At 72.7% G+C, this 20,326-nt stretch carries 21 protein-coding genes and 1 tRNA gene; 12 read left to right on the top strand and 10 right to left on the bottom strand.

Going from position 1 to position 20,326, the window contains the following annotated elements; all coding sequences use genetic code 11:
• Nucleotides 1-254: transposase (locus E0D90_RS10720; RefSeq protein WP_157996850.1), on the top strand; the 254-nt coding region annotated here is incomplete at its 5' end.
• A gap of 169 nt (nucleotides 255-423) precedes the next feature.
• Here the strand turns inward: E0D90_RS10720 and E0D90_RS10715 are convergent.
• The 3 genes from E0D90_RS10715 to E0D90_RS10705 all read right to left on the bottom strand — a co-directional run bounded on the left by E0D90_RS10715 (nucleotide 424) and on the right by E0D90_RS10705 (nucleotide 2,224).
• A tRNA-Pro gene (locus tag E0D90_RS10715) sits at nucleotides 424-497 on the bottom strand.
• A gap of 133 nt (nucleotides 498-630) precedes the next feature.
• Nucleotides 631-1,032 (bottom strand): PPOX class F420-dependent oxidoreductase, encoded by a 402-nt coding sequence (locus tag E0D90_RS10710; protein ID WP_103501515.1) that lies wholly within the window; start codon nucleotides 1,030-1,032, stop codon nucleotides 631-633.
• A gap of 124 nt (nucleotides 1,033-1,156) precedes the next feature.
• Nucleotides 1,157-2,224, bottom strand: a complete 1,068-nt coding sequence (locus E0D90_RS10705; RefSeq protein ID WP_130797531.1) for an ATP-dependent DNA ligase — start codon at nucleotides 2,222-2,224, stop codon at nucleotides 1,157-1,159.
• A 183-nt stretch (nucleotides 2,225-2,407) separates the two neighbouring features.
• Here E0D90_RS10705 and ligD point away from each other — a divergent pair, with 183 nt between their 5' ends.
• The 7 genes from ligD to E0D90_RS10670 all read left to right on the top strand — a co-directional run bounded on the left by ligD (nucleotide 2,408) and on the right by E0D90_RS10670 (nucleotide 8,925).
• Complete coding sequence (gene ligD / locus E0D90_RS10700; RefSeq protein ID WP_103501513.1) at nucleotides 2,408-3,421, top strand: non-homologous end-joining DNA ligase; 1,014 nt, start codon at nucleotides 2,408-2,410, stop codon at nucleotides 3,419-3,421.
• 206 nt (nucleotides 3,422-3,627) lie between these two features.
• A complete protein-coding gene (locus tag E0D90_RS10695; protein ID WP_130797529.1) occupies nucleotides 3,628-4,089 on the top strand; it encodes an anthrone oxygenase family protein in 462 nt (153 codons plus the stop codon).
• A gap of 317 nt (nucleotides 4,090-4,406) precedes the next feature.
• Nucleotides 4,407-5,168, top strand: a complete 762-nt coding sequence (fabG, locus tag E0D90_RS10690; RefSeq protein WP_258037001.1) for a 3-oxoacyl-ACP reductase FabG — start codon at nucleotides 4,407-4,409, stop codon at nucleotides 5,166-5,168.
• Nucleotides 5,169-5,402: 234 nt separating this feature from the next.
• Entirely contained in the window at nucleotides 5,403-6,224 is an 822-nt protein-coding gene (locus E0D90_RS10685; protein WP_103501510.1) for an NmrA family NAD(P)-binding protein, read from the top strand.
• A 162-nt stretch (nucleotides 6,225-6,386) separates the two neighbouring features.
• On the top strand, nucleotides 6,387-7,034 hold the full coding sequence (locus E0D90_RS10680) for a hemerythrin domain-containing protein (RefSeq protein ID WP_103501509.1): 648 nt from the start codon (nucleotides 6,387-6,389) through the stop codon (nucleotides 7,032-7,034).
• A 46-nt stretch (nucleotides 7,035-7,080) separates the two neighbouring features.
• Nucleotides 7,081-7,662, top strand: a complete 582-nt coding sequence (locus tag E0D90_RS10675; protein WP_130797527.1) for an anthrone oxygenase family protein — start codon at nucleotides 7,081-7,083, stop codon at nucleotides 7,660-7,662.
• 258 nt (nucleotides 7,663-7,920) lie between these two features.
• Nucleotides 7,921-8,925 carry an AraC family transcriptional regulator gene (locus tag E0D90_RS10670; RefSeq protein WP_103501507.1) on the top strand — a complete coding sequence of 335 codons (1,005 nt, stop codon included), beginning with the start codon at nucleotides 7,921-7,923 and terminating at the stop codon, nucleotides 8,923-8,925.
• A gap of 100 nt (nucleotides 8,926-9,025) precedes the next feature.
• Here E0D90_RS10670 and E0D90_RS10665 read toward each other — a convergent pair whose 3' ends face one another.
• From E0D90_RS10665 to E0D90_RS10640, 6 genes are all read right to left on the bottom strand, one after another.
• A complete protein-coding gene (locus tag E0D90_RS10665; protein ID WP_438827388.1) occupies nucleotides 9,026-9,607 on the bottom strand; it encodes a 4'-phosphopantetheinyl transferase family protein in 582 nt (193 codons plus the stop codon).
• A gap of 89 nt (nucleotides 9,608-9,696) precedes the next feature.
• Nucleotides 9,697-10,656: an alpha/beta fold hydrolase gene (locus E0D90_RS10660; protein WP_227870126.1), complete on the bottom strand. Its 960-nt coding sequence runs from the start codon at nucleotides 10,654-10,656 to the stop codon at nucleotides 9,697-9,699.
• Entirely contained in the window at nucleotides 10,653-11,189 is a 537-nt protein-coding gene (locus tag E0D90_RS27775; RefSeq protein ID WP_130797523.1) for an SRPBCC family protein, read from the bottom strand. The genes E0D90_RS10660 and E0D90_RS27775 overlap by 4 nt, the downstream gene beginning before the upstream one ends.
• Before the next feature lie 91 nt (nucleotides 11,190-11,280).
• Nucleotides 11,281-12,804 carry an FAD-binding protein gene (locus tag E0D90_RS10650; RefSeq protein WP_130797521.1) on the bottom strand — a complete coding sequence of 508 codons (1,524 nt, stop codon included), beginning with the start codon at nucleotides 12,802-12,804 and terminating at the stop codon, nucleotides 11,281-11,283.
• Between the two features lie 73 nt (nucleotides 12,805-12,877).
• Complete coding sequence (locus tag E0D90_RS10645; RefSeq protein WP_130797520.1) at nucleotides 12,878-14,425, bottom strand: flavin-containing monooxygenase; 1,548 nt, start codon at nucleotides 14,423-14,425, stop codon at nucleotides 12,878-12,880.
• Nucleotides 14,426-14,436: 11 nt separating this feature from the next.
• Nucleotides 14,437-15,321 carry a class I SAM-dependent methyltransferase gene (locus E0D90_RS10640; protein WP_130797518.1) on the bottom strand — a complete coding sequence of 295 codons (885 nt, stop codon included), beginning with the start codon at nucleotides 15,319-15,321 and terminating at the stop codon, nucleotides 14,437-14,439.
• A 219-nt stretch (nucleotides 15,322-15,540) separates the two neighbouring features.
• Between E0D90_RS10640 and E0D90_RS10635 the strand changes: the two genes are divergently transcribed.
• Genes E0D90_RS10635 through E0D90_RS10625 form a run of 3 tightly spaced genes read left to right on the top strand, consistent with a single transcriptional unit; the run spans nucleotide 15,541 to nucleotide 17,545 of the window.
• Nucleotides 15,541-15,801: a hypothetical protein gene (locus E0D90_RS10635; protein WP_103500832.1), complete on the top strand. Its 261-nt coding sequence runs from the start codon at nucleotides 15,541-15,543 to the stop codon at nucleotides 15,799-15,801.
• An 11-nt stretch (nucleotides 15,802-15,812) separates the two neighbouring features.
• Nucleotides 15,813-16,796, top strand: a complete 984-nt coding sequence (locus E0D90_RS10630; protein WP_130797516.1) for a 3-oxoacyl-ACP synthase III family protein — start codon at nucleotides 15,813-15,815, stop codon at nucleotides 16,794-16,796.
• Entirely contained in the window at nucleotides 16,793-17,545 is a 753-nt protein-coding gene (locus E0D90_RS10625; RefSeq protein ID WP_130797514.1) for an SDR family NAD(P)-dependent oxidoreductase, read from the top strand. The genes E0D90_RS10630 and E0D90_RS10625 overlap by 4 nt, the downstream gene beginning before the upstream one ends.
• A gap of 179 nt (nucleotides 17,546-17,724) precedes the next feature.
• On the opposite strand, the gene E0D90_RS10620 is transcribed toward E0D90_RS10625, so the two are convergent.
• The gene (locus tag E0D90_RS10620; RefSeq protein WP_130797512.1) at nucleotides 17,725-18,651 is read right to left on the bottom strand and encodes an AfsR/SARP family transcriptional regulator; all 927 of its coding nucleotides are present in this window, start codon (nucleotides 18,649-18,651) and stop codon (nucleotides 17,725-17,727) included.
• Between the two features lie 361 nt (nucleotides 18,652-19,012).
• Here E0D90_RS10620 and E0D90_RS10615 point away from each other — a divergent pair, with 361 nt between their 5' ends.
• Entirely contained in the window at nucleotides 19,013-20,257 is a 1,245-nt protein-coding gene (locus tag E0D90_RS10615; RefSeq protein ID WP_227870125.1) for an aminotransferase class I/II-fold pyridoxal phosphate-dependent enzyme, read from the top strand.
• The last annotated feature ends 69 nt before the right edge of the window (nucleotides 20,258-20,326 follow it).

Here is a 20,326-nt window from a genome sequence, read left to right as displayed (position 1 = left end):
AGGGCTACGACAGCAACCCCAACCGCCGCGAACTGCGAAGACGCCGCATCCTCCCGGTCATCTCCCGCAAAGGCCAGACAGACATCCACGGCCTGGGCAAGCTCCGCTACGTCGTCGAGCAGACCTTCGCCCTCCTACACCACTTCAAACGCCTCGCAACCCGATGGGAACGCCGACTCGAAGTCCACGACGCACTCATCTCCCTAGCCTGCTCACTCATCTGCTTCAGACGCCTGAAGAAGGCCACACCATGATCGTGTTACGAGCTCATTAGGGGCAGTTTAGGCACAAGCAGCGCCAGACGGGCGGAGTTGTCCTGGACTCCTGATCCCGCACCTACAAGTAGTCGCGCAGTTAGTCACGCACAAGCAACAGGGCCGGTCTTCCGTGAAGGAAGACCGGCCCTGACCTGCTACTACTCTGTCGGGACGACAGGATTTGAACCTGCGACCCCTTGACCCCCAGTCAAGTGCGCTACCAAGCTGCGCCACGTCCCGTGCTCGTCGGCCGGTGTTTCCCCCGGCTGTCCGTGCACGAGAACAATACCGCACTCGACGCGGTGCTCGCGAACAACATGGGAGTGGAGGGCCCGCAGGCCAGGGGCGGGAAGCGGGCCGGTCGTCGTGCCGGTCAGTTCACGGTGACGCGGATGGCTACCGAGCCGTCGACGCCGTAGCGGAGGCGGCTGCCGAGGAGCACGAGCCGCCCGGCGACCGGGTAGCGGCGGGCGATCAGTGCGCGGTAGCGGCGGTTCCCCTCCGTGTCGAGCAGCTCCGCACGGCCGGGGACCTCGGGGCCGGTGGGGTTCCCCCGGGCGTCGCACGGCGCGAGGAGGACGTCGCCCCGGTTGCGGATGCGCTTGACCTTGCCGGAGCCGGCGTTGGTCCACACCCCGAGGGCGTCGCCGTCGCGCACCTTCCACACGGGGGTCGGCACGGTGCGCCCGTCCCGTCGGTAGGTGGTCACCAGCACGTACTTGCCGGCGTCCAGTCGGTCGAGTTCGTCCGGGGCACTTTCGGCGGCGTCAGTCATGCGGTCACCCTACGTGCGGAGCGGGTAGCCGCGGGAGAGGAGAGCGGAGGGCGCCCAGCGGTACCGGCGACGGCAGGGTGGGACGGCTCGGCTCAGCGCGGCGACCGCGAGCACACACCCGGCGTCAGCCGAGGAGGGTGGAGAGGTCGAACGTCGCCGGCTGCTCCAGCTGGGCGTAGGTGCAACTGTCCGGTTCGCGGTCCGGCCGCCAGCGGCGGAACTGCGCGGTGTGGCGGAAGCGGTCGCCCTGGAGGTGGTCGTACGCGACCTCGCAGACCCGTTCGGGTCGCAGCGGAATCCAGGAGGGGTCCTTCTGGCCGTTCCAGCGGTTGGGGCTGCCGGGCATCCGGTCGCCGGCGTGCGCCTCGGCGTTGCGCCAGTCGTCCCAGGGGTGGGAGTGGTCCTCCGGCAGGCCGTCCATCCGCAGCGGGGCGAGTTCCTCCATCAGCTCCGCGCGGCGCCGCATCGGGAAGGCGCCGCACGCCCCGACCTGCTGAAGCCGGCCGCGCTCGTCGTAGAGGCCGAGGAGCAGCGAGCCGACGACCGGTCCGCTCTTGTGGGTGCGCAGTCCGGCGACGACGCAGTCGGCGGTCCGCTCGTGCTTGATCTTGATCATGGACCGCTCGCCGGGCCGGTAGGGGCCGTCGAGCCGCTTGGCGACGATGCCGTCGAGCCCGGCTCCCTCGAACTCGTCGAACCAGCGGAGCGCGAGGTCGTGGTCCTGGGTGGCGGGCGCGAGGTGGACGGGTGGTCCCGTGTGGTGCAGCGCCTCCTCCAGGACCATCCGGCGTTCCCGGAACGGCGTCGCCAGCATGGAGTGGCTGCCCACGGCCAGCATGTCGAAGGCGACGTAGGAGGCGGGGATCTCCTCGGCGAGCTTGCGCACCCGGGAATCGGCGGGGTGGATGCGTTCCTGGAGGGCGTCGAAGTCGAGGCGGCCGTCGCGCACGATGATGATCTCGCCGTCGACGACGCACCGGTCGGGCAGCCGCCTGCGCAGGCCCGGCAGCAGCTCGGGGAAGTAGCGGGCGAGGGACTTTCCGGAGCGGCTGCCGATCTCGGTCCGCTCCCCGTCGCGGAAGACCACGGCGCGGTAGCCGTCCCACTTGGCCTCGTAGCTCATCCCCGGGGGGATCCGCTCCGCGGCGCGCGCGAGCATCGGCAGCAGGGGTGGCGTCACCGGTAGGTCCATACCGGCCGATTGTGCGCCGGGGCGTGGCCTCCCGCCTCCCGGCGGCTCTGCCACATGCGGCGAGTGCGCCGACTGTGACCCGGCGCGCCCGGTGGCGCCGACCGGCGGCACCGGGCCGGTGGCCCCGGCGTCTCCTGACCGGCCCGGGAGGCGACCGGCGCCCGCCGCGCTTAGCGTGAGTCCATGGCGCGCTACGGAGACCCGGTGGAGCTGACGGCCGGTGGCCGGACGGTGCGGGTGACCAGCCCGGAGAAGGTGTACTTCCCCCGGACGGGCTGGACCAAGCTGGACGTCGCCGAGTACTACCTGGCCGTCGCCGGCGGAGTCGCCCGGGCCCTGCACGAGCGGCCGACGACGCTGGAGCGGTTCCCCGACGGCGTGGACGGTGAGTCGTTCTACCAGAAGCGCGCGCCGCGCAACCTCCCGGAGTGGATTCCCACCGGCCGCATCACCTTCCCCAGTGGGCGGCCGGCGGACGAGATCAGCCCGGACAGCCCGGCGGCGGTGCTGTGGGCCGCCAATCTGGGCACCCTGACCTTCCATCCCTGGCCGGTGCGCCGCGGTGAGCCGGACCTGCCGGACGAGCTGCGGATCGACCTCGACCCGCAGCCCGGGACGGGCTTCGCGGAGGCGGTGCGCGCCGCCGGTGAGCTGCGCGAGGTGCTGGACGGGTTCGGTCTGCGGGGCTGGCCAAAGACCTCCGGCGGCCGGGGTGTGCACGTCTTCGTGCCTGTCGCCGCCGAGTGGACGTTCGTGGAGGTGCGTCGCGCGGTGATCACCATCGGCAGGGAGCTGGAGCGGCGCGCGCCGGACCGGGTCACCACGTCGTGGTGGAAGGAGGAGCGCGGCGAGCGGATCTTCGTGGACTTCAACCAGACAGCCCGCGACCGCACGATGGCCAGCGCCTACTCCGTTCGTCCCCGCCCGAACGCGCCGGTGTCCGCGCCGCTGCGGTGGGAGGAGCTGCCTCAGGTCGCGCCGCAGGACTTCGACATCATGACGATGCGCGCGCGGTACGCGGAGGTGGGTGATGTGCACGCGGGGATGGAGGACCACGCGGGCCGTCTGGAGGCGGTGCTGGAGCAGGCCGACCGCGACGAGCGGGACCACGGGCTCGGTGACCTGCCGTACCCGCCGGAACATCCGAAGATGGCGGGTGAGCCGAAACGGGTGCAGCCGAGCCGCGCCCGCGAGTAGGCCGTCTGCCGGCGGACCGCGCCCGGCACACGGGCGCCACGACCGGACTCCGACGGGCACTCCGGGGCCTGATCCGTGAGCCCCCGAGCACCGGCAGTGGCGGGATCCATCACCCCGGGCGAATCGTTCACGCCATGATCGGGCCTTCCGGGCGCCCGCTTCCCCACTCCGTCGTGCGACGGCGCGTGACGCTGCATCATGGTGCGGTGCCCACAGCTCTCCTCGCCTTCGCTGTCGTGTCCACAGGCCTGTTCGCGGGCTACTTCCTCTCCTTCATGTCCGGGGTCATGCCGGGCCTGCGCCGTGTGAGCGACGAGCAGTTCGCCACCGCGATGCGCCGGTTCAACGAGAAGGTTCCCGGCCCGGTCTTCCTGCTGATCTTTCTCGGCGCCGTCGCCTTCCCCCTGGCGTCGTGGCTGGTGCCGGTGGACGACCGCACCGACACCCAGGGGACGCTGCTGCTGGCCGGGCTGGCCTGTTCGGTGCTGGGTCATCTGGTGACGATCGGCGGGAACGTCCCGCTGAACAACGTCCTGGCGGCGAGCGAGGGGCGCGGTGACGAGCGGGCCGCGCGTGCGGCCTTCGAGGGCCGGTGGACGGCGCTGCACGCGCTGCGCACGCTGCTCGCCATCGCGGCGTTCGCACTGGTCACCGCCGCGGCGCTCTGAGGGCCGGAGCGCGGCGGTCCGGCGGGGCTCGTGCCCGTCGGGGTCCCGGCGGGGCGGTGACAGCGGGGGAACGGCGACTACGTTCCGGGTTCACTCCGGGTTCCTTTCCGGTTCCTCCCCGGTTCCGGAACATCGGCGTTCATGACCGAAAGACTGGACGAGGGCGATGGTTTCGCCCAATGTGGTGAAGTGTCCGACCGTTGTCTTCCCACCGCTCGGCCTCCCCGGCGTCGCCGAGCCCGTGAGGGGGTAGTTGTGGCTGTGGCGGTCCACCAGCTTGTGACGCGTCCGATCCGGGGCGCGAGGTGACGGGCGCGGTGGCTCTGGTCACCGGAGCCACGCGCGGAATCGGTCTGAGCATCGCCCGGGAACTCGGCGACCGGGGGTACCGGGTGTTCGTGTGCGCCAGGACGGGCCGCGATGTCCAGCGGTGCGTCGAGGAGTTACGGGCCCGGGGCGTGGACGCGGACGGCGCGACGGTCGACGTCCGTGACCGCGCCTCGGTGGTCACGCTCGTCGCGCGGGCGGTGGAGCGGTTCGGCGGCGTGGACGTGCTGGTGAACAACGCGGGGCTGGGTGGTGGCGGCCCGACCGTGGAGATCACCGACGAGCTGTGGTTCGACGTGATCGACACCAATCTCAACGGTGTCTTCCTGATGACCCGTGAGGTCCTGCGGGCCGGCCGGCTCCTGAAGAGCGGCCGGGGCCGGGTGATCAACATCGCCTCCACCGCCGGGAAACAGGGCGTGGTGATGGGCGCCCCGTTCTCCGCCTCCAAGCACGGCGTGGTCGGCTTCACCCGCGCACTCGGCAAGGAGCTCGCACCGTCCGGCGTCACGGTGAACGCCGTGTGCCCGGGGTATGTCGAGACCCCGATGGCGGCCCGGGTACGGCAGGGGTACGCGGCGGCCTGGGGCACGACGGACAGCTATGTGCGGGAGCAGTTCGAGGCGCACATCCCACTGGCCCGGTACACCACCCCGGAGGAGGTCGCCGGGATGGTCGCCTACCTCGCCGGGCCGACGGCGGCCTCGGTCACGGGGCAGGCGATCAACGTCTGTGGCGGACTGGGGAGCTGACCGCCCGGGCGGCCCACAGGAGCGCCCCCGGGTTGGCACACACCGGCCGTGCCGCCCCCTCGCACGGCGGCCCGCAGGCCCCGGGACGGGGCGGCAGTGGGCTGGCACACGAAGCGGAACGGCGCCAGAGGGTGACCGTGTGCCTACACACGAGGGACAGGGGTGAGACGCAGACGTATGCATCTGAGTCTGAGAACTATGTCGCGTCCAGCCTGACGGCGCTTCACTGGAGTCATGACCAACACCACTGAGAACCCCATCTTCGTCATCGGCGGCACCGGCAAGACCGGGCGGCGCGTCGTCGAACGTCTCTCCGCGCTGGGCCACCAGGTCCGCGTCGGCTCCCGCTCGGCCGAGGCGCCGTTCGTCTGGGAGGACAGCAGCACCTGGGAGGCCGCGCTGGGCGACTCCCGCGCCGTCTACGTCACCTACTACCCCGACCTGTCCTTCCCGGGCGCGGCCGAGGCCATCGGCGAGTTCGCAGCCTTCGCCGTCGCCCGCGGCACCCGCCGGCTGGTCCTGCTCTCCGGCCGCGGCGAGGAGGGCGCCGTCATCAGCGAGGACGCCCTGAAGGCGTCCGGTGCCGACTGGACCGTGATCCGCGCCAACTGGTTCAACCAGAACTTCAACGAGAGCTTCTTCCTGGACCCGGTGCGCTCCGGCGAGCTGGCCCTGCCGACCGCCGACGCCGTCGAGCCCTTCATCGACGCCGACGACATCGCCGATGTCGCGGTGGCCGCGCTCACCGACGACCGGCACGTCGGGAAGACCTACGAGCTTTCCGGTCCGCGGCTGCTCAGCTTCCACGAGGTGGCGGCCGAGCTGTCCAAGGCCACCGGCCGCCAGATCACCTACATCCCGGTGAGCGTGGACGACTACCGTTCCGCGCTGCGGGAGCTGGGTGAGCCGGAGGAGTTCGCCGACCTGTTCACGCTGATCCTCGACGGCCGCAACGCCAGCCTGGTGCACGGGGTCGAGGAGGCGCTGGGCCGCAAGCCGCGCGACTTCGCCGACTTCGCCCGCGAGGCCGCCGCCACCGGCGTGTGGAACGTCTGACCGGTGAATCCACCGGCGGCCGGGCGTACCGGAAGGACACACGTCCCCCGGGCGCCCGGTGGCCGCCGGACGGACCGGCCCGGTTCGCGGGGGGCCGGGCGCTACACGCGAGAGGCTCTGTCCCGGTGCGCCCGGCGCCGGGCACAACGAGACGGGTCTGGGATGGACACGCCGCTGAACAGCGAGAACGGCCTCAAACCGCTGCCCCGCCACTTCCATGGCTTCGCCCTGACGCATATCGCCATGCGGCGGGACTCCCGGCGCCTGGTCGCCGCGGCCCCCCTGCTGACGCCGGCCGGGTACGACGCCGCGGCACGGTGGTGGAGCGAGTTGCGGGCCGTCATCGACTGGCACCACCGCACCGAGGACGAGATCCTGTGGCCCGGCATGATCTCCCACCTGCCGAGCTTCGCGGCGTCCTCGCACCGCATGGTGCAGGACCACGTCGAACTGGACCACGCGATGGGCGAGGTGTCGGCCGCGCTCGAGGGGGGCGCGGCGGACGCCCTGGCCCACGCCGCACCGTACTTCGACGATGTCCTGACCGAGCACCTGCGCGCGGAGGAGCTGATCTCCTTCCCCGCCTTCGCCCAGGTCCCGGCGGACGTCTTCGTGCGGATCGAGCGCCGGGTGCTGGCGGCCGCGCCGCTGCGCGTCAAACGCTTCCTGCCGCCGTGGCTGCTGGACGACGCCGACCAGTGGGGCGCGCGCGATGTCGGCGCGATGCCGGTGCCGGTGCGCGCGCTGGGCCGGACCCTGCTCAGACGCCGCTACCGGCGGCTGGTCGACGGCATCGTCCGGCCGCTGTGACCCCGTCCCTCCCGCAGCCCGTCACCCCCATCGTCAGAGGACCCTCATGAACAGCACCTCCCCCACCCGCATCTCCCTCGCCCGCGCCGCCGGCTACGCGGCCTCCGCCACCTCGGGCACCCGCGCGGTGCCGCACCCGGCGGCCGGACCCTCGCTGCTGGCGGCCACCGTGGGAACCGGGCTGATGGCCGGCCTCTACCTGGCGTTCGACGTCGCGGTGATGCCCGCGCTGGCCGCCCGTGAGGACGAGGAGTTCGTCACCACCATGCGCCGGGTGAACGACGCGCTGGACGACGACGCCGCCTTCGGCGCGCTCTTCCTCGGCGTGTTCCTGGCGACGGGTGTCTCCGCCGCGGCGCTGCGCCGCGAGGACGCCGTCGAGGCCGCCCGGCGTGCCCGGAGCGCCGCCCTCTGGTACGGCGCGTCCGTGGTGCTGACGGTGCTGGTCAACCTGCCGCTCAACCGCCGGCTGGCGCAGGCCGGTACGGCCGACGCCGGCGCCGCCCGCCGCGGTTACGAGCGGCCCTGGCGGCTGGCGAACGCGGCGCGCACGGCCAGCTGTCTGGCCGCGTTCGTGGCGCTCGGCCGGGTGGCCGTCTCGCGGCGGCGAGCCGCGTCCCCGGTGTGAGAGCCGGGCCCACCGACCCCGCCACGCGCCCGTGGTGCGCTCCTTTCCCCCGGAGGAGGCGACACCCGGGCGCGTGGCGGTCCAATGCCGCGCGCCGGACCGCCACCCCGCGCGGACGGCGCGTATCGGAACCGGAACGCACCGGCGCACGCGAGGATGTGTGCGGACGTGGCGGTGTGGGGAGATCGGGCACGCGGCACATCTGTCGCGTGCCCACCGGGGCAGGACAGAACCGGACGATTGGGTGAGGTGACGACGGTGGACACACTGACCGGCCTGTTGGAGAGCCCGAAGGCGCGGGGCGCCTTCCTGTTGAAGTCGGTGTTCAACCCGCCGTGGGGCCTCCGCATCGAGGACCGGGCACCGCTGTCGGTGGTGACGATGCTCCACGGTGACGCCTGGATCCTGCCCGACAGCGGCCGCCAGGTGCTGCTGCGCCCCGGCGATGTCGCGGTGCTGCGCGGCCCGGACGCCTACACGCTCGCCGACACCCCGCAGACACCCGCCCAGATCACGGTGGGCCCGGAGCAGCGGTGCAGCACCAGCGAGGGCGAGGACGTCACCGAGCGCATGGCGCTGGGCGTGCGCACCTGGGGCGAGGACAGCCGGACCGGCTCCACCGTGATGCTCAGCGGGACCTACCAGGCGCCCAGCGAGATCGGCCGGCGTCTGCTGGCGACGCTCCCGGCGCTGCTGGTGCGGCCCGCCACCGCCGGCCCCAACCCCCTGGTGGGGGTGCTGGCCGACGAGATCGGCAAGGACGAGATAGGGCAGGAGATCGTTCTCGACCGGCTGCTGGACCTGCTGCTGATCAACGTCCTGCGCACCTGGCTGGCGGACCCGGAGTCGGGCGCGCCGCGGTGGTTCCTGGCGCAGAGCGACCCGGTGGTGGGTCCCGCGCTGCGGCTGATCCACGAGAAGCCGAGCACGCCGTGGACGGTGGCGTCCCTCGCGGACTCGGTCGGGGTCTCCCGCGCCGGGCTGGCGCGGCACTTCACGCAGTTGGTGGGCGAGCCGCCGATGTCGTACCTGATGGGGTGGCGGCTGACGCTCGCCGCCGACCTGCTGCGGGAGCCGGACACCACGGTCGCGAATGTCGCGCGCCGGGTGGGCTACAGCGGGGCGTTCGCGCTGAGCGCGGCGTTCAAGCGGGAGCGTGGGGTGAGCCCCCAGGAGTACCGCAAGGGCACGCGGCCGGACCCTACGCCGCGTACCGATCTCTCCTCGCGCACGGTGGTGCTGGCCAGCGGGGTCGGTTCCTGAGCGAGCGGGGTGCGGGCCGGGCCCGTCGGCAGGACCGGCCCTGCCCGGCCGGGGCGTGGTGCGGGGCCGGCCGCGCGCCGGCTCAGCTCCGGGCGGGCGGTCAGCTCCGGGCGGGCGGCACGGCTGACACGGCTGGCACGGCGACCGCGGTCAGCAGCAGCCCGCGGCCGGTGAGCCAGCGCCCGGTGTACCGCAGGGGAACGCCCGGCGCGGGCCGTTCGGGACGGAGGCGGGCGGTGAATCCGCCGTCCGGGTCCAGCCGCACGGTGGCCCGGGAGAATCCCAGCCACTGGCCGGAGCGCGGGTACCACGCCTTGTAGACGGCCTCCTTGGCGCTGAAGAGGAGCCGGTCCCAGGGGACGTCCGGGCGGGTGGCGGTGAGGTCGGCGATCATCGGGCCCTCCTCGTCGGTGCCGACCAGCCCGAGTACCCCGGTAGGGAGGGGGAGGGCCGGTTCGGCGTCGATCCCGAGGGCGGCGAGGGCCGTGGACCGGGCGACGGCCGCCCCCCGGTAGCCGCCGCAGTGGGTGATGCTGCCGACCACTCCCGGTGACCAGGCGGGGGCGCCGCCGGGGCCGCGCAGCAGCGGCGCCGGCGGCAGCCCGAGCCCGGCCTGCGCCCGGCGGGCGCAGGCACGGGCTGAGGCGAACTGTCGTACGCGCTCCGGGTGGCGGCCGGCCACCAGCTGGTGTTCGGCGCCGAGGAGCGGCGCGGGGGCGCTGTCGTCGAACACCTCGGCCGACCGGACCGCGGCCGGCAGCAGGCGTTCGATCACGACGGTGCGCGGCCCGCTCGGGGCCCGCCGCCGGCCGCCGGGGCGGATCGGCGGCCGGCGGCGAGTTCGGTGACGGCGCGGACCACCGGCAGCGGCCGCTCCAGCGGCAGCATGTGGCCCGCTCCGGGCAGTTGGTCCCACTCCGCGTCGGGCAGCGACTGGGCGAGGACGCGGCCCAGCGCGGGGGCGATGACGCGGTCGGCGTCGCCGGCGAGCACCCGGGCGGGGAGCGTGACCCTCTCCAGGGCCGCGCGCAGGTCCATGCCGCGCGAGGAGCGGAAGCAGGCCGCGCGCACTGCGGGGTCGGTCGCGGCGAACAGCTGCCGGTTGGTCTCGCGCAGCGGGGTGTCGGCGTCCGCTCCGACGGTCTGGCGCAGCAGGGTCCGTCCGAGCCGGGGGCGGCGCAGCGCGCGGCTGAAGTGGGCGCTGCCCATCATGCGCACTTCGCTGTCCGGGGTGTCCTGGTCGTGGGCCGCGGTGGCCAGCAGCACCAGGCCGCCGAGGCGTTGGCGCGCCGGGGTGTGGTCGGTTCCGGAGGCGAGCCGCAGGGCGGCGAAGCCGCCGCCGGAGTGGCCGGCGAGGATCGCGCCGGGCGTCGCGGTCGCGGTGACGACCTGGGCGAGGTCGGCGGCGAGCCGGTCGACGGTGATGCCGGGGGCGCCGTCGTCCCCGGTGTCGGAGGCGCCGTGTCCGCGTTGGTCGTAGCTGACGACGCGGTGGCCGGAGCGGATGAGCCGGTCGGCGACCACGCCCCAGACGCGGCGGCCGGCGGCCCACCCGTGGACGAGGACGACGGTGGGCGGCTCCGCGCCGGGGGTTGCCCGCGGGGAGCCGGGCAGGGGGTCGAGGACCGAGAGGGCGAGGGTGGCGCCGTCGTCGGTGCGCAGCCGCCACTCCCCCGCCGCCAGGAGGGTGCCGGTGGCCTCGCCGGTGGCGGGCCGGGGCGGGGCGGTCACCGGACGGCTCCGTCCAGGAGGTCGCCGCCCTGTGCGGCGGGCTCGGCCCGGTCGTGGACGGGCCGGCCGGCGGCGATCAGGGCGTCGAGGGCGCGGAAGGCGGCGAGCGTCCCGGCGGAGTGCTGGGCGCCGACGTCGACGACACGGGCCAGCAGCCGCAGCACGCCCTGCGGCCGGCCCTGGAAGTGCATGGACAGGCGGGTGGCGCGGCCGTCGTCCACCGGGGTCAGGACGAAGGAGGTGGGGCCGCTGAAGGCGCCGCGCACGTATTCGACGTCGAGGCGGCGGCCCGGTTCGACCGCGGTGGTGCGGGCGGTGAACCGCAGTTTGGGGCCGCCGTTGTCGACTCCCTTGGTGTGCACGGTGATCGCGACCTCGCCGCCGACGACGTCGGGGGTGGCGCGGGTGACGGCGAAGGTGTTGTGGGGGACCCACCAGCGGGCGCCGCCGCTCAGCTCGGCGATGAGCGCGTCCCAGACGGTGTCCGCGGGGGCGCCGATCACCACTTCGTCGATGAGGTCGTAGCGGTTCAACTGGACTCCTGTGTCGCGGGGTGGACGGGTGGGAGCGCGCTGCCGCCGGGTCGCGGGTACACCGGCGGTAGCGCGCCGTACCGGGTCCCGGTCAGCCGAAGAAGCCCTGGCCGGGGGTGAGGATGCCGGACGGGTCGTAGCGGCGCTTGGCCTTGCTGAGGGTGGACCACTGGGATCCGAAGTGCGCGCGCCAGTCGGCGGGGCTCATGTCGATGGCGCCGACCAGGTACCGCTTGCCGCCGGCGGCCACGGCACGCTCGTACAGCCAGCGGTTCTGGCGCATCATGTGGTCGGTGAGGTCGGCCCCGGGGTGGGGGAAGCGCAGCAGGTCGAAGAGGTAGCCGATCTTCTCGCGGGGCTGGACCGCCATCGGCCGCTTGAGGTTCTTGGTGTAGTACGGGTAGGCGAGGGCGAAGCCGGCGCCGAGGTCGTCGGCGTCGACCTCGCGCTCGACCGTCTCGAAGAAGCGCTTGGCGGCGGAGCGCGGCAGGAACAGGCTCAGCCAGGGCTTCGGCTGGTACCAGTGCCCGGTTTCCTTGAGGTAGGGCTCGTAGTTGTCCAGGCGGTAGACGAAGTCGCGGTAGGTCGAGTCCTCGATGTGGGCCTCGGAGCGGATGTCGCGCAGGCCGCGCAGCAGCGTCTGCGGGTTCGGCCGGGCGTTGCCCTTGTAGAGGGCGATGCCCTCCAGCTTGTAGCGCCAGCCCGAGCCGTCCTCGGCCAGGACCATCTCGCCGCCGTGCATCTGGAAACGGCGGTCCGCGAGGACCTTCTCGGAGTCGGCCATGTAGGTGGCGGCGTCGCGGTAGTAGAGGCCGAAGATGATGGCCTTCTCCTTCAGCGGCACCGTCCGGATGGTGGCCTCGACGATGACACCGACCTGGCCACCGCCGGCCAGGGCCGTGTTGAAGAGGTCGGCGTGGCGGTGCGGGGAGCAGGTGAGCGTCTCGCCGGTGCCGGTGACCACGACGAGTGACTCGACGGTGTCGGCCATCAGCCCCTCGGTGCCCACGGTGGTGCCGATGCCGCCGACGGAGAGGGTGCCGCCGACCGACAGGTGCAGGTAGTCGGGGAGGGCGGGCAGCGTCTTGCCGACGGCCATCAGCCGCTCGGTGAGCTCGGCCCAGGTGGCGCCCGCCTGGACGCGAATGGTCTTGGAGCCGACGGCGAGGATGTCGGACATGCCGCGGGCGTCGACGGAGATGCCACCGGAGACGGCGGCCTGGCCGTAGTTGGAGTGGGACTCCAGGTCGCCCTCGGTGCCGGACCTGCCGTTGACGGCCAGCTTGAGCTTGTTGGTGCGGGCGTACTTGATCATGGCGACGATGTCGCGGGTGGAGCCGGGGGTGAGGACGGCCCACGGCACGGTGCCGGTGACGATCCGGCCGAAGTCGTGCCCGTAGGAGTCCAGTTCGCTGCCGGAGGTGGTGAGGGTGCCGTCGAGGTGCGGCAGCGCGGCGATGTCGCGGTCACGCACGCGGCCCTGCGCCTGGTCGGCCGCCGTGGCCCAGCTGGCGGTGGCCACGTTCCAGCCGATCACGGTGGCGGCGACGCCGCCGAGGACGGCTCTGCGGGAGGGGGCGGCCAGTGCGGATGAGCGCTCGGGCTCGGGGGTCATGTGGGCACTCCGTCTCGTGTACGGGGGGACCGGGCGGGTCCCGGATGGGTGGCGCCGTGGAAACCCGGCGGTGTCAGCGGCCGGCGGTGGCCCGCTCGCGCGGGCGGACGGTGGTGGCCAGGCGGTACTCGGCGAGGTCGAACCGCGCGGTGGCGCGGCGGAACCGCCAGGTGTACGTGGGCCAGATGGAGGGGTTGCGCCCGTGCTCGTCCAGGTACCAGCTGCGGCAGTTGCCGGCGTTCCAGACGGTGCCGTCCAGGCGCTTGTCGAGGGCTTCGTTGTAGGCGTTCTGGGCCTCGGCCCGGACCTCGACGCTGGAGAGTCCGCGATCGTCCATGCGGCGCAGCGCGTCCAGCACGTAGGTGATCTGGGCTTCGATCATGACGACCTGCGAGGAGTGGCCCAGTGTGGTGTTCGGGCCGAGCAGCATGAAGAGGTTGGGGAAGCCGGCGACGGTGGTGCCGCGGTGGGCGGCCATGCCCTTGCTCCAGGCCTCGTCGAGGCTGACGCCGCCGGGGCCGATCACCCGGGAGGCGATCGGGCGGCGGACCGCCTCGAAGCCGGTTCCCAGGACGATGGTGTCGACCGGGCGTTCGGTGCCGTCGCTGGAGACGACGGAGGTCGCGGTGACCCGCTCGATGCCGTCGGTGACGAGGTCCACGTTGGGCTGCTGGATCGCCGGGTAGTAGGTGTTGGAGAACAGCAGCCGCTTGCAGGCCATCACGTAGTCGGGCGTGAGGCGGGCCCGCAGTTCCGGGTCGGGCACGCTCTTGGTGAGGTGGTCCGAGGCCATCTTCTGCATCTTCCCGGCGACCTTGGGCCGGGACATCACGAACGCCAGGATCTCGCGGCCCCACATGTTGAAGTTCCGCCGGAAGCGCTGGTAGCCGGGGACGGACCGCAGCATCCGGGTCTGGAGGGCGCTGGTCGGCTTGTCGTTCTTGGGGCCGATCCACGGCGGGGTCCGCTGGTAGAGGTCGAGTTGCCCGACCTCGGGCTGGATGGCCGGCACGAACTGGATGGCGGAGGCGCCGGTGCCGATGACGGCGACGCGGCGTCCGGAGAGGTCGTGGTCGTGGTTCCAGCGGGAGGAGTGGAAGACGGTCCCCTGGAAGTCGGCCAGGCCGGGGATGTCGGGCACGGCGGGATCGCTGAGGTAGCCGGTGCCGGTGACCAGCACCTGGGCGGTGTAGTCGCCGCCGGTGGTGCTCAGCTGCCAGCGCCGGGTGTCCTCGTCCCAGCGGGCCTCGGTCAGTTCGTGACGGAACCGCAGGTGGGGGCGGACCCCGAAGCGGTCGGCGCAGTCGCGGAGGTAGCCCTGGAGCTCCTCCTGCTTGCCGAAGGTGCTCTTCCACTCCGGGTTGCGGGCGAAGGAGAAGGAGTAGAGGTGCGACATCACGTCGCAGGCGCAGCCGGGGTAGGTGTTGTCCCGCCAGGTGCCTCCGACCTCGTCGGCGCGTTCGAAGACGAGGAAGTCGTCGATGCCGGAGCGCAGCAGCTGGATCGCGGTGCCCAGGCCGGAGAAGCCGCTGCCGATGACGGCGACCCGCAGGTCGCGGCCCGGGGTGGGGGTGGCGCCGACGTCGGAGGGGCCGGCCGTGGGGTGAACGGCGCTGGTCATCGAATCTCTCCTCAGCCCTTGCGTTCGAGCACGACGCGGAAGTTGTTGAAGAACCGGTCCTCCAGCGTGTAGGCGAAGATGTCGAGGTAGCGTTCGAAGCGCGCGACGACCTCCTCGCTCTCCAGCTCGACGGCGCGCGGGCGGTCCGCGGCCAGCAGTTCCAGCCAGGCGCGGCAGGCGCGGGCGAAGGACTCCCGCTCGTTGACGACCTCGACGAACTCGAACAGGCCCTCCGCGGCGGCGGCCAGCTCGTGCAGGTGCGGGATGTGCATGCCCTCGAACTCGGAGCGCTGCAGGAACTTCAGGTCGGCGAGGATCTCCCGGGTCATGGGCTGGGCCTCGGCCGTCATGGTGTGCAGCACGAACCGGCCGTTCTCGGCCAGGGCGCGGTGGACCTGCTGGAAGAAGAAGCGGTAGCGCTTGGTGCGTTCGCGGGGCGGCAGGCTGGAGGAGACGAAGTGCTCCAGCGCGTTGACGCAGAACGCGGCCTGGTAGGCGCCGGGGTTCTCGTGCTCGGACCAGGACTCCACGCGTGTGGTGAGCGCCGGGTTGCGCAGGCCCTCGATCCACTCGCGCTGGGTGCGGCTGAGGGTGAGGCCGGTGGCACGCTTGACGCCGTGCAGCCGGGTGGCCCGGTCCATCAGGGTTCCCCAGCCGCAGCCGATGTCCAGGATGTGCTCGGCGCCCTCGGCCCTGGCGTGCCGGACGAACGCGTCGAGCTTGCGCTCCTGGGCGGTGTCCAGCGCACCGACGAGCTCCTCGCCCGGCTCCCAGTAGCCGCCGCTGTACATCATGCTGGCCCCGAGGATGAGCCGGTAGAACTCGTTGCCGACCTCGTAGTGGTGCCGGACCGCGTCGACCTCCGGCTCCGCGGGTCGGGAGGCAATCGTGGACATCCTCGCCCTCACTCTCTGTGCCGTTCCAGCTTTCGGTTCGGCCGCGCGGTGGCGCCGGCCGGCGGTGCTCTCTGCCCTCAGAGATAAGCCGCTGCCTCGCAAGAGATGCGCAACACCTCTGCCGGGCACGGTTGTTGCGGCCGGATTGCGGGGCTGCGGCTTCCATGCGGGGACCCGGTGCGCACACGCAGCGAACCCACGCGAGAGAGGACCGAGCCGATGACGCTCCCCACCGTCGAGGAACTGGCCCAGCAGTTGGAGGCGGTGTCGGGTGCCACCCAGGTGGCCCCTGACGCGCCGATCCAGCACATCGCCGATGTGGACTCGCTGGACCTCATGGAGTGGCTCTACAACTTCCAGAACCAGTACCCGGACATCCCGGCCGACGAGTCGCTGTTCGCGGACCTGGACGACACCACGACCCTGCGGCACGTGCACGGAAAGCTGCTCGCGCTCGTGCCGCAGCCCGCCCAGAGCTGACGGAGGACCACGTGAGCGGTTTCGACATCACCGGGTGGGGCACGGCCCTGCCCGAGAAGGTGGTGACCAGCCTGGAGCTGGCGCGCCGTTTCGGCGTGGACGAGAACTGGGTCGTCAGCCGCTGCGGCATCCGCGAGCGGCGCGCGGTCGGCCCCGGCCAGACCACCGCTTCGCTCGCGGTCGAGGCGGGCCGGCGGGCCATGGAGAAGGCGGGGCTGACCGGAGCCGACATCGCCCACCTGGTCGTCGCCACCGCCACCCCGGAGCAGCCCTCTCCCGCGACGTCCGCGTTCGTCCATCACGAACTCGGCATCGCGGGCAGCGCGATGGACGTCAACTCGGAGTGTGCCGGGTTCGTCTACGGGATGGTCTCGGCGATGGGCCTGATCGCCCTGGACCGGCGCCCGATCCTGCTGATCGGTTCCGACACGCACACGCTGACCGCCAACCCCGAGGACCGGGATCTGTCGATCCTGGTCGGGGACGGCGCCGGCGCGGTGGTGCTGGAGCCGGCCGCGGAGAACCGGGTGCTGGGGTGGAACCTGGGCGCCGACGGCGCCTGCACCGGCGCCCTGCGGGTCCCCGCCGGCGGCAGCCGGATGCCCACCACCGAGCAGACGGTGCGCGACGGGCTGCACTTCGCGCAGATCAAGGGCAACGAGATCTACCTCAACGCCGTCCGCTACACCGTCCGCACGGTGCGCGAGACCCTGGAGGGCGCCAAGGTGGAACCGGCCGAGGTGGACCATGTGGTGCCGCACCAGGCGAACATCCGCATCATCAACTCGGTGCTGCAGCACACGGGGCTGCGGCCGGAGTCGCTGGTGACCAACCTGGAGCGGTACGGCAACACCGCCTCGGCGTCGATCCCCATCGCCCTGGCGGAGGCCCTGGACTCCGGCCGGATCTCCCAGGGCGACCTGGTGCTGCTGGCGGGCTTCGGCGCCGGCATGACCTGGGGCTCGATGCTGCTGCGCTGGGGAGGTGCGGCGTGAGCCGGGCCGCGGCGGGCAGCAGGCCCGCGAGCCCGGTCGCCCTGGTGACCGGTGCGTCCGGTGGCCTCGGTCAGGCGCTGGCCCTCGAACTGGACGCCCTCGGCTGCCGGGTAGCGGTGCACTACCGCAGCTCGGCCGAGGCGGCCCACGCGGTCGCCGCCAAGCTCACCCACGACCACACCGTGGTCGGCGGTGACATGGGTTCCTGGAGCGAGGCGCAGGCGCTGAACGCGCATGTCGAGCGGGAGCTGGGGCCGATCGACGTGGTCGTCAACAACGGCGCGGTCCGCAAGGACCAGGTGATGGCGATGCAGTCGCCGGCGGACTGGGAGGAGGTGATCCGCACCAACCTCCTCGGCACGTTCCACACCACCCGGGTGGCGCTGCCGGGGATGCTGCGGCGTCGCTGGGGGCGCGTGGTGAACATCGTCTCGCCCTCCGGGATCATCGCGACGGCGGGGCAGACCGCCTACTCGGCCTCCAAGGCGGGAGTGATCGGCATGACGCGCACGCTGGCCGCGGAGTGCGGCCGGCGCGGTGTCACCGTCAACGCCCTCTCCCCCGGATTCATGATCACCGGGATGACCCGGGAACTGCCGGAGCGCATCATGGACGACATGGCCGGCAAGGCCCCGGTGCCACGGTTCGTCACGGTCGAGGAGGTCGCACGGGCGATGTCCCTCTTCCTCGACCAGGACTGCATGACGGGCCAGGTCCTCAGCATCGACAGCGGGGTCTCGGTGACCTGAACCCGCGCGTGTGCGGCCCGGGGCAGCACACGAAGTCAGGGCCGGTGCCCGCCGCTTGGCGGTGGGCACCGGCCCTGACGCTGTGCCGGGCGGCCGTGCGGAGCACGCGGGGAGGGCCGGGGGTCACGGAGAACAGGGGAACGAGCGGGAACGAGCCGAACGAGCGGCAGAACGCGGGATCAGGCGACGTACCGCTGCCGGTGCGCTTGCGGCGTCTCCGGCGGCGCCGTCGCCCCACCACCGCCCAGCGCCGCGTGCGGCGGGCTCGGGGGCACGGCGCGCGGTGGCTCGAAGACGCCCATCAGCCGCGGGTCCAGGGCGGAGGCGACACGCTGGGCCGGCGCGCGCCGGGGCTGGCGCGACCGCAGCAACTCCAGGTAGGCGGCCTCGCTCTCCGGTCCCGGGTCGATCCCCAGTTCCTCGGCGAGGACCTCACGCAGCCGCTGGTAGGTGCGCAGCGCCTCGGCCCGGTTCCCGGCCAGCCGGTGGGCGGTCATCTGGCAGCGGTAGGCGCTCTCCCGGAACGGGGCCCGGCGTACCGCCTCCTCGGCGTAGCGCAGGGCGTGGTGCTCGTCGCGGAGGGCGGAGGAGGAGAGGCTGGCGGTCTCCAGCGCGGACAGGTGCAGCTCGTCCAGGTACTCGCGCACCGAGCGGACCCAGTCCCCCTCGTGGGCGGAGAGGAAGGACCCCCGCAGCAGGGAGACCGCGGAGGTGGCCAGGCGCTGCGCGGTGGCGTGCGCGCCCTCCGCGTAGGCGGAGGCCGCGCGCACGGCGGCGCTCTCCGCGACCTCGACGTCGACGGAGGTGGCCTCGGGGAGGTAGAGCTGGTACCGCCCGCCCTGGGCCACCAGCGGGCTGCCGTCCGGACCGCGCCCGACCGGGGTGAGGAAGGTGCGGACCCGGCTGACCACCGAGCGCAGCGCCGAGGCCCAGGTGTCGGGGAGGCCGTCCGGCCAGATGGTGTCGGCGAGCTGGTGACGGCTGGTACCGCTGCCGCGCTCCAGAGTCAGCCGGGCGAACGCGATCTGTGTCTGGGCGCTGGACAGGGGCCGGGGAGGCGCCCCGTCGCCCTCTATGGACACGGGACCGGCGAGTCTGATGAGCACGGAGCACCCTCCTGGGTTCATGGCCAGACGCCGGGCGGTAACCCGCCGGCAAAGGTGACGGACACATCGGGGGCGTGCGTGGCGGCGCGGCGGTCACGATTCGTGGTCATCCGTGCGCGGTCCCCCGTCAGGATCCGCATACTTGCCTACTCTCTGCAAAGTGTCAACCAATACAACTGTGCGTGCGCACATGCCTTGCAAATTAACGTTCTGTCAGGCGCCGTGGCCCGTGCGGGACATTTGATGTACGCCTTGCCGCCGTGTTGCGCCCCACTTGCGCCCCCTCCATTTAATTACCTCCCAGAACAGCGGGAACCGCACAGAGCGGTAATTGCAACCGCCATTAGAGGGGACGTATGTGATGGCTACGAAGGGATGGGACCGCCTCGCGCCCAAGCTGGCGGCCACCGCGGACCGCGTACGGTCCCTGGAGTGGGCGCCGGACCGCCGCAACAGCTTCGTGCCCTACACCGTGGAACGCGACTCGGCCTACGCGGACCTGGACGGCGAGCGGCTGCTGCTCATGTCGGGCTACAGCTACCTCGGGCTGGCGGGCGACGAACGCGTGGTCGCGGCGGCGCAGTCGGCGGCCGCCCACTACGGCACCGGGAACCACGGCGTCCGGGCGCTGGCGGGCTCCATCCCGCTCCACGAGGAGCTGGAGTCGGAGGTCGCCTCGATCGCGGAACGGGAGGCGGCGATCGTCTTCGGCTCGGGTTACGCGGCCAACGTCGGGACCATCGGCGCACTGGTCGGCCCCGGTGACACCGTGCTCGTCGACAAGTACGCGCACGCCTCGATCGTCGACGGCTGCCGGCTCAGCGGCGCGACCGTCGTCCGCTTCCGGCACAACGACGCCGAGCACCTGGACCGCAGGCTGGCCGCCGCCACGGGCGACGGCGTGCGGCTGGTGATCGTGGACAGCGTCTACTCCATGGACGGCGACGTGGCCCCGCTGCCGCGGCTGCGGGAGATCTGCGACGCCCACGACGCGCTGCTGATGGTGGACGAGGCGCACGCCCTCGGCGTCATCGGCGCCACCGGCCGCGGCATCGAGGAACACTTCGAAGGGCGGGTCCGGGTCGACGTCAAGCTCGGCACGCTTTCCAAGGCAGTGCCGTCGATGGGCGGCTGGGTCGCGGGGACGAGGGAGCTCATCACTCACCTGCGGTACGCGGCCCGCCCATTTCTCTTCTCCGCCGCGCTGGCGCCCGCGCAGTGCGGGGCCGCGCTGGAATCGCTGCGAATTCTGCGGCGCGAACCGGAACGTGTCGCCCACATCCAGCGGGAGTCCGCCCGTTTCGCCGCGTTGGTGCGGGCGGGCGGAATAGGGACGGGGGACAGCGAGACCGCCGTGGTTCCGCTGATCGCCGGAAGTGACGAAGCGGCCTACGACCTGGCGACGACCGCCCGCCGGCTGGGTGTCATCGGACTGCCGGTCGTCACCCCCGCGGTCCCCCGTGACCTGGCACGACTGCGCATCGCCATCACGGCGCGCCACACCGCCGCCGACATCGACTTCGCCGCGACCGCGTTCCTGAAGGCCGCCGAGGAGTGCGGCATCACCACCGGGGAGCGGGCCCGCACCGCCGACGCCGTCCGCTGATCCGGAACGGCCCGCCAGGCGCCCGTTTCACGCCCGCGGCCCGGCCACCCCGGCCGCCGCCCGCGACAG

The sequence above is a fragment of the Streptomyces otsuchiensis genome (assembly GCF_004305975.1).
Taxonomy (GTDB): Bacteria; Actinomycetota; Actinomycetes; order Streptomycetales; family Streptomycetaceae; genus Streptomyces; species Streptomyces otsuchiensis.
This window is presented reverse-complemented; position numbering and strand designations above follow the sequence as displayed.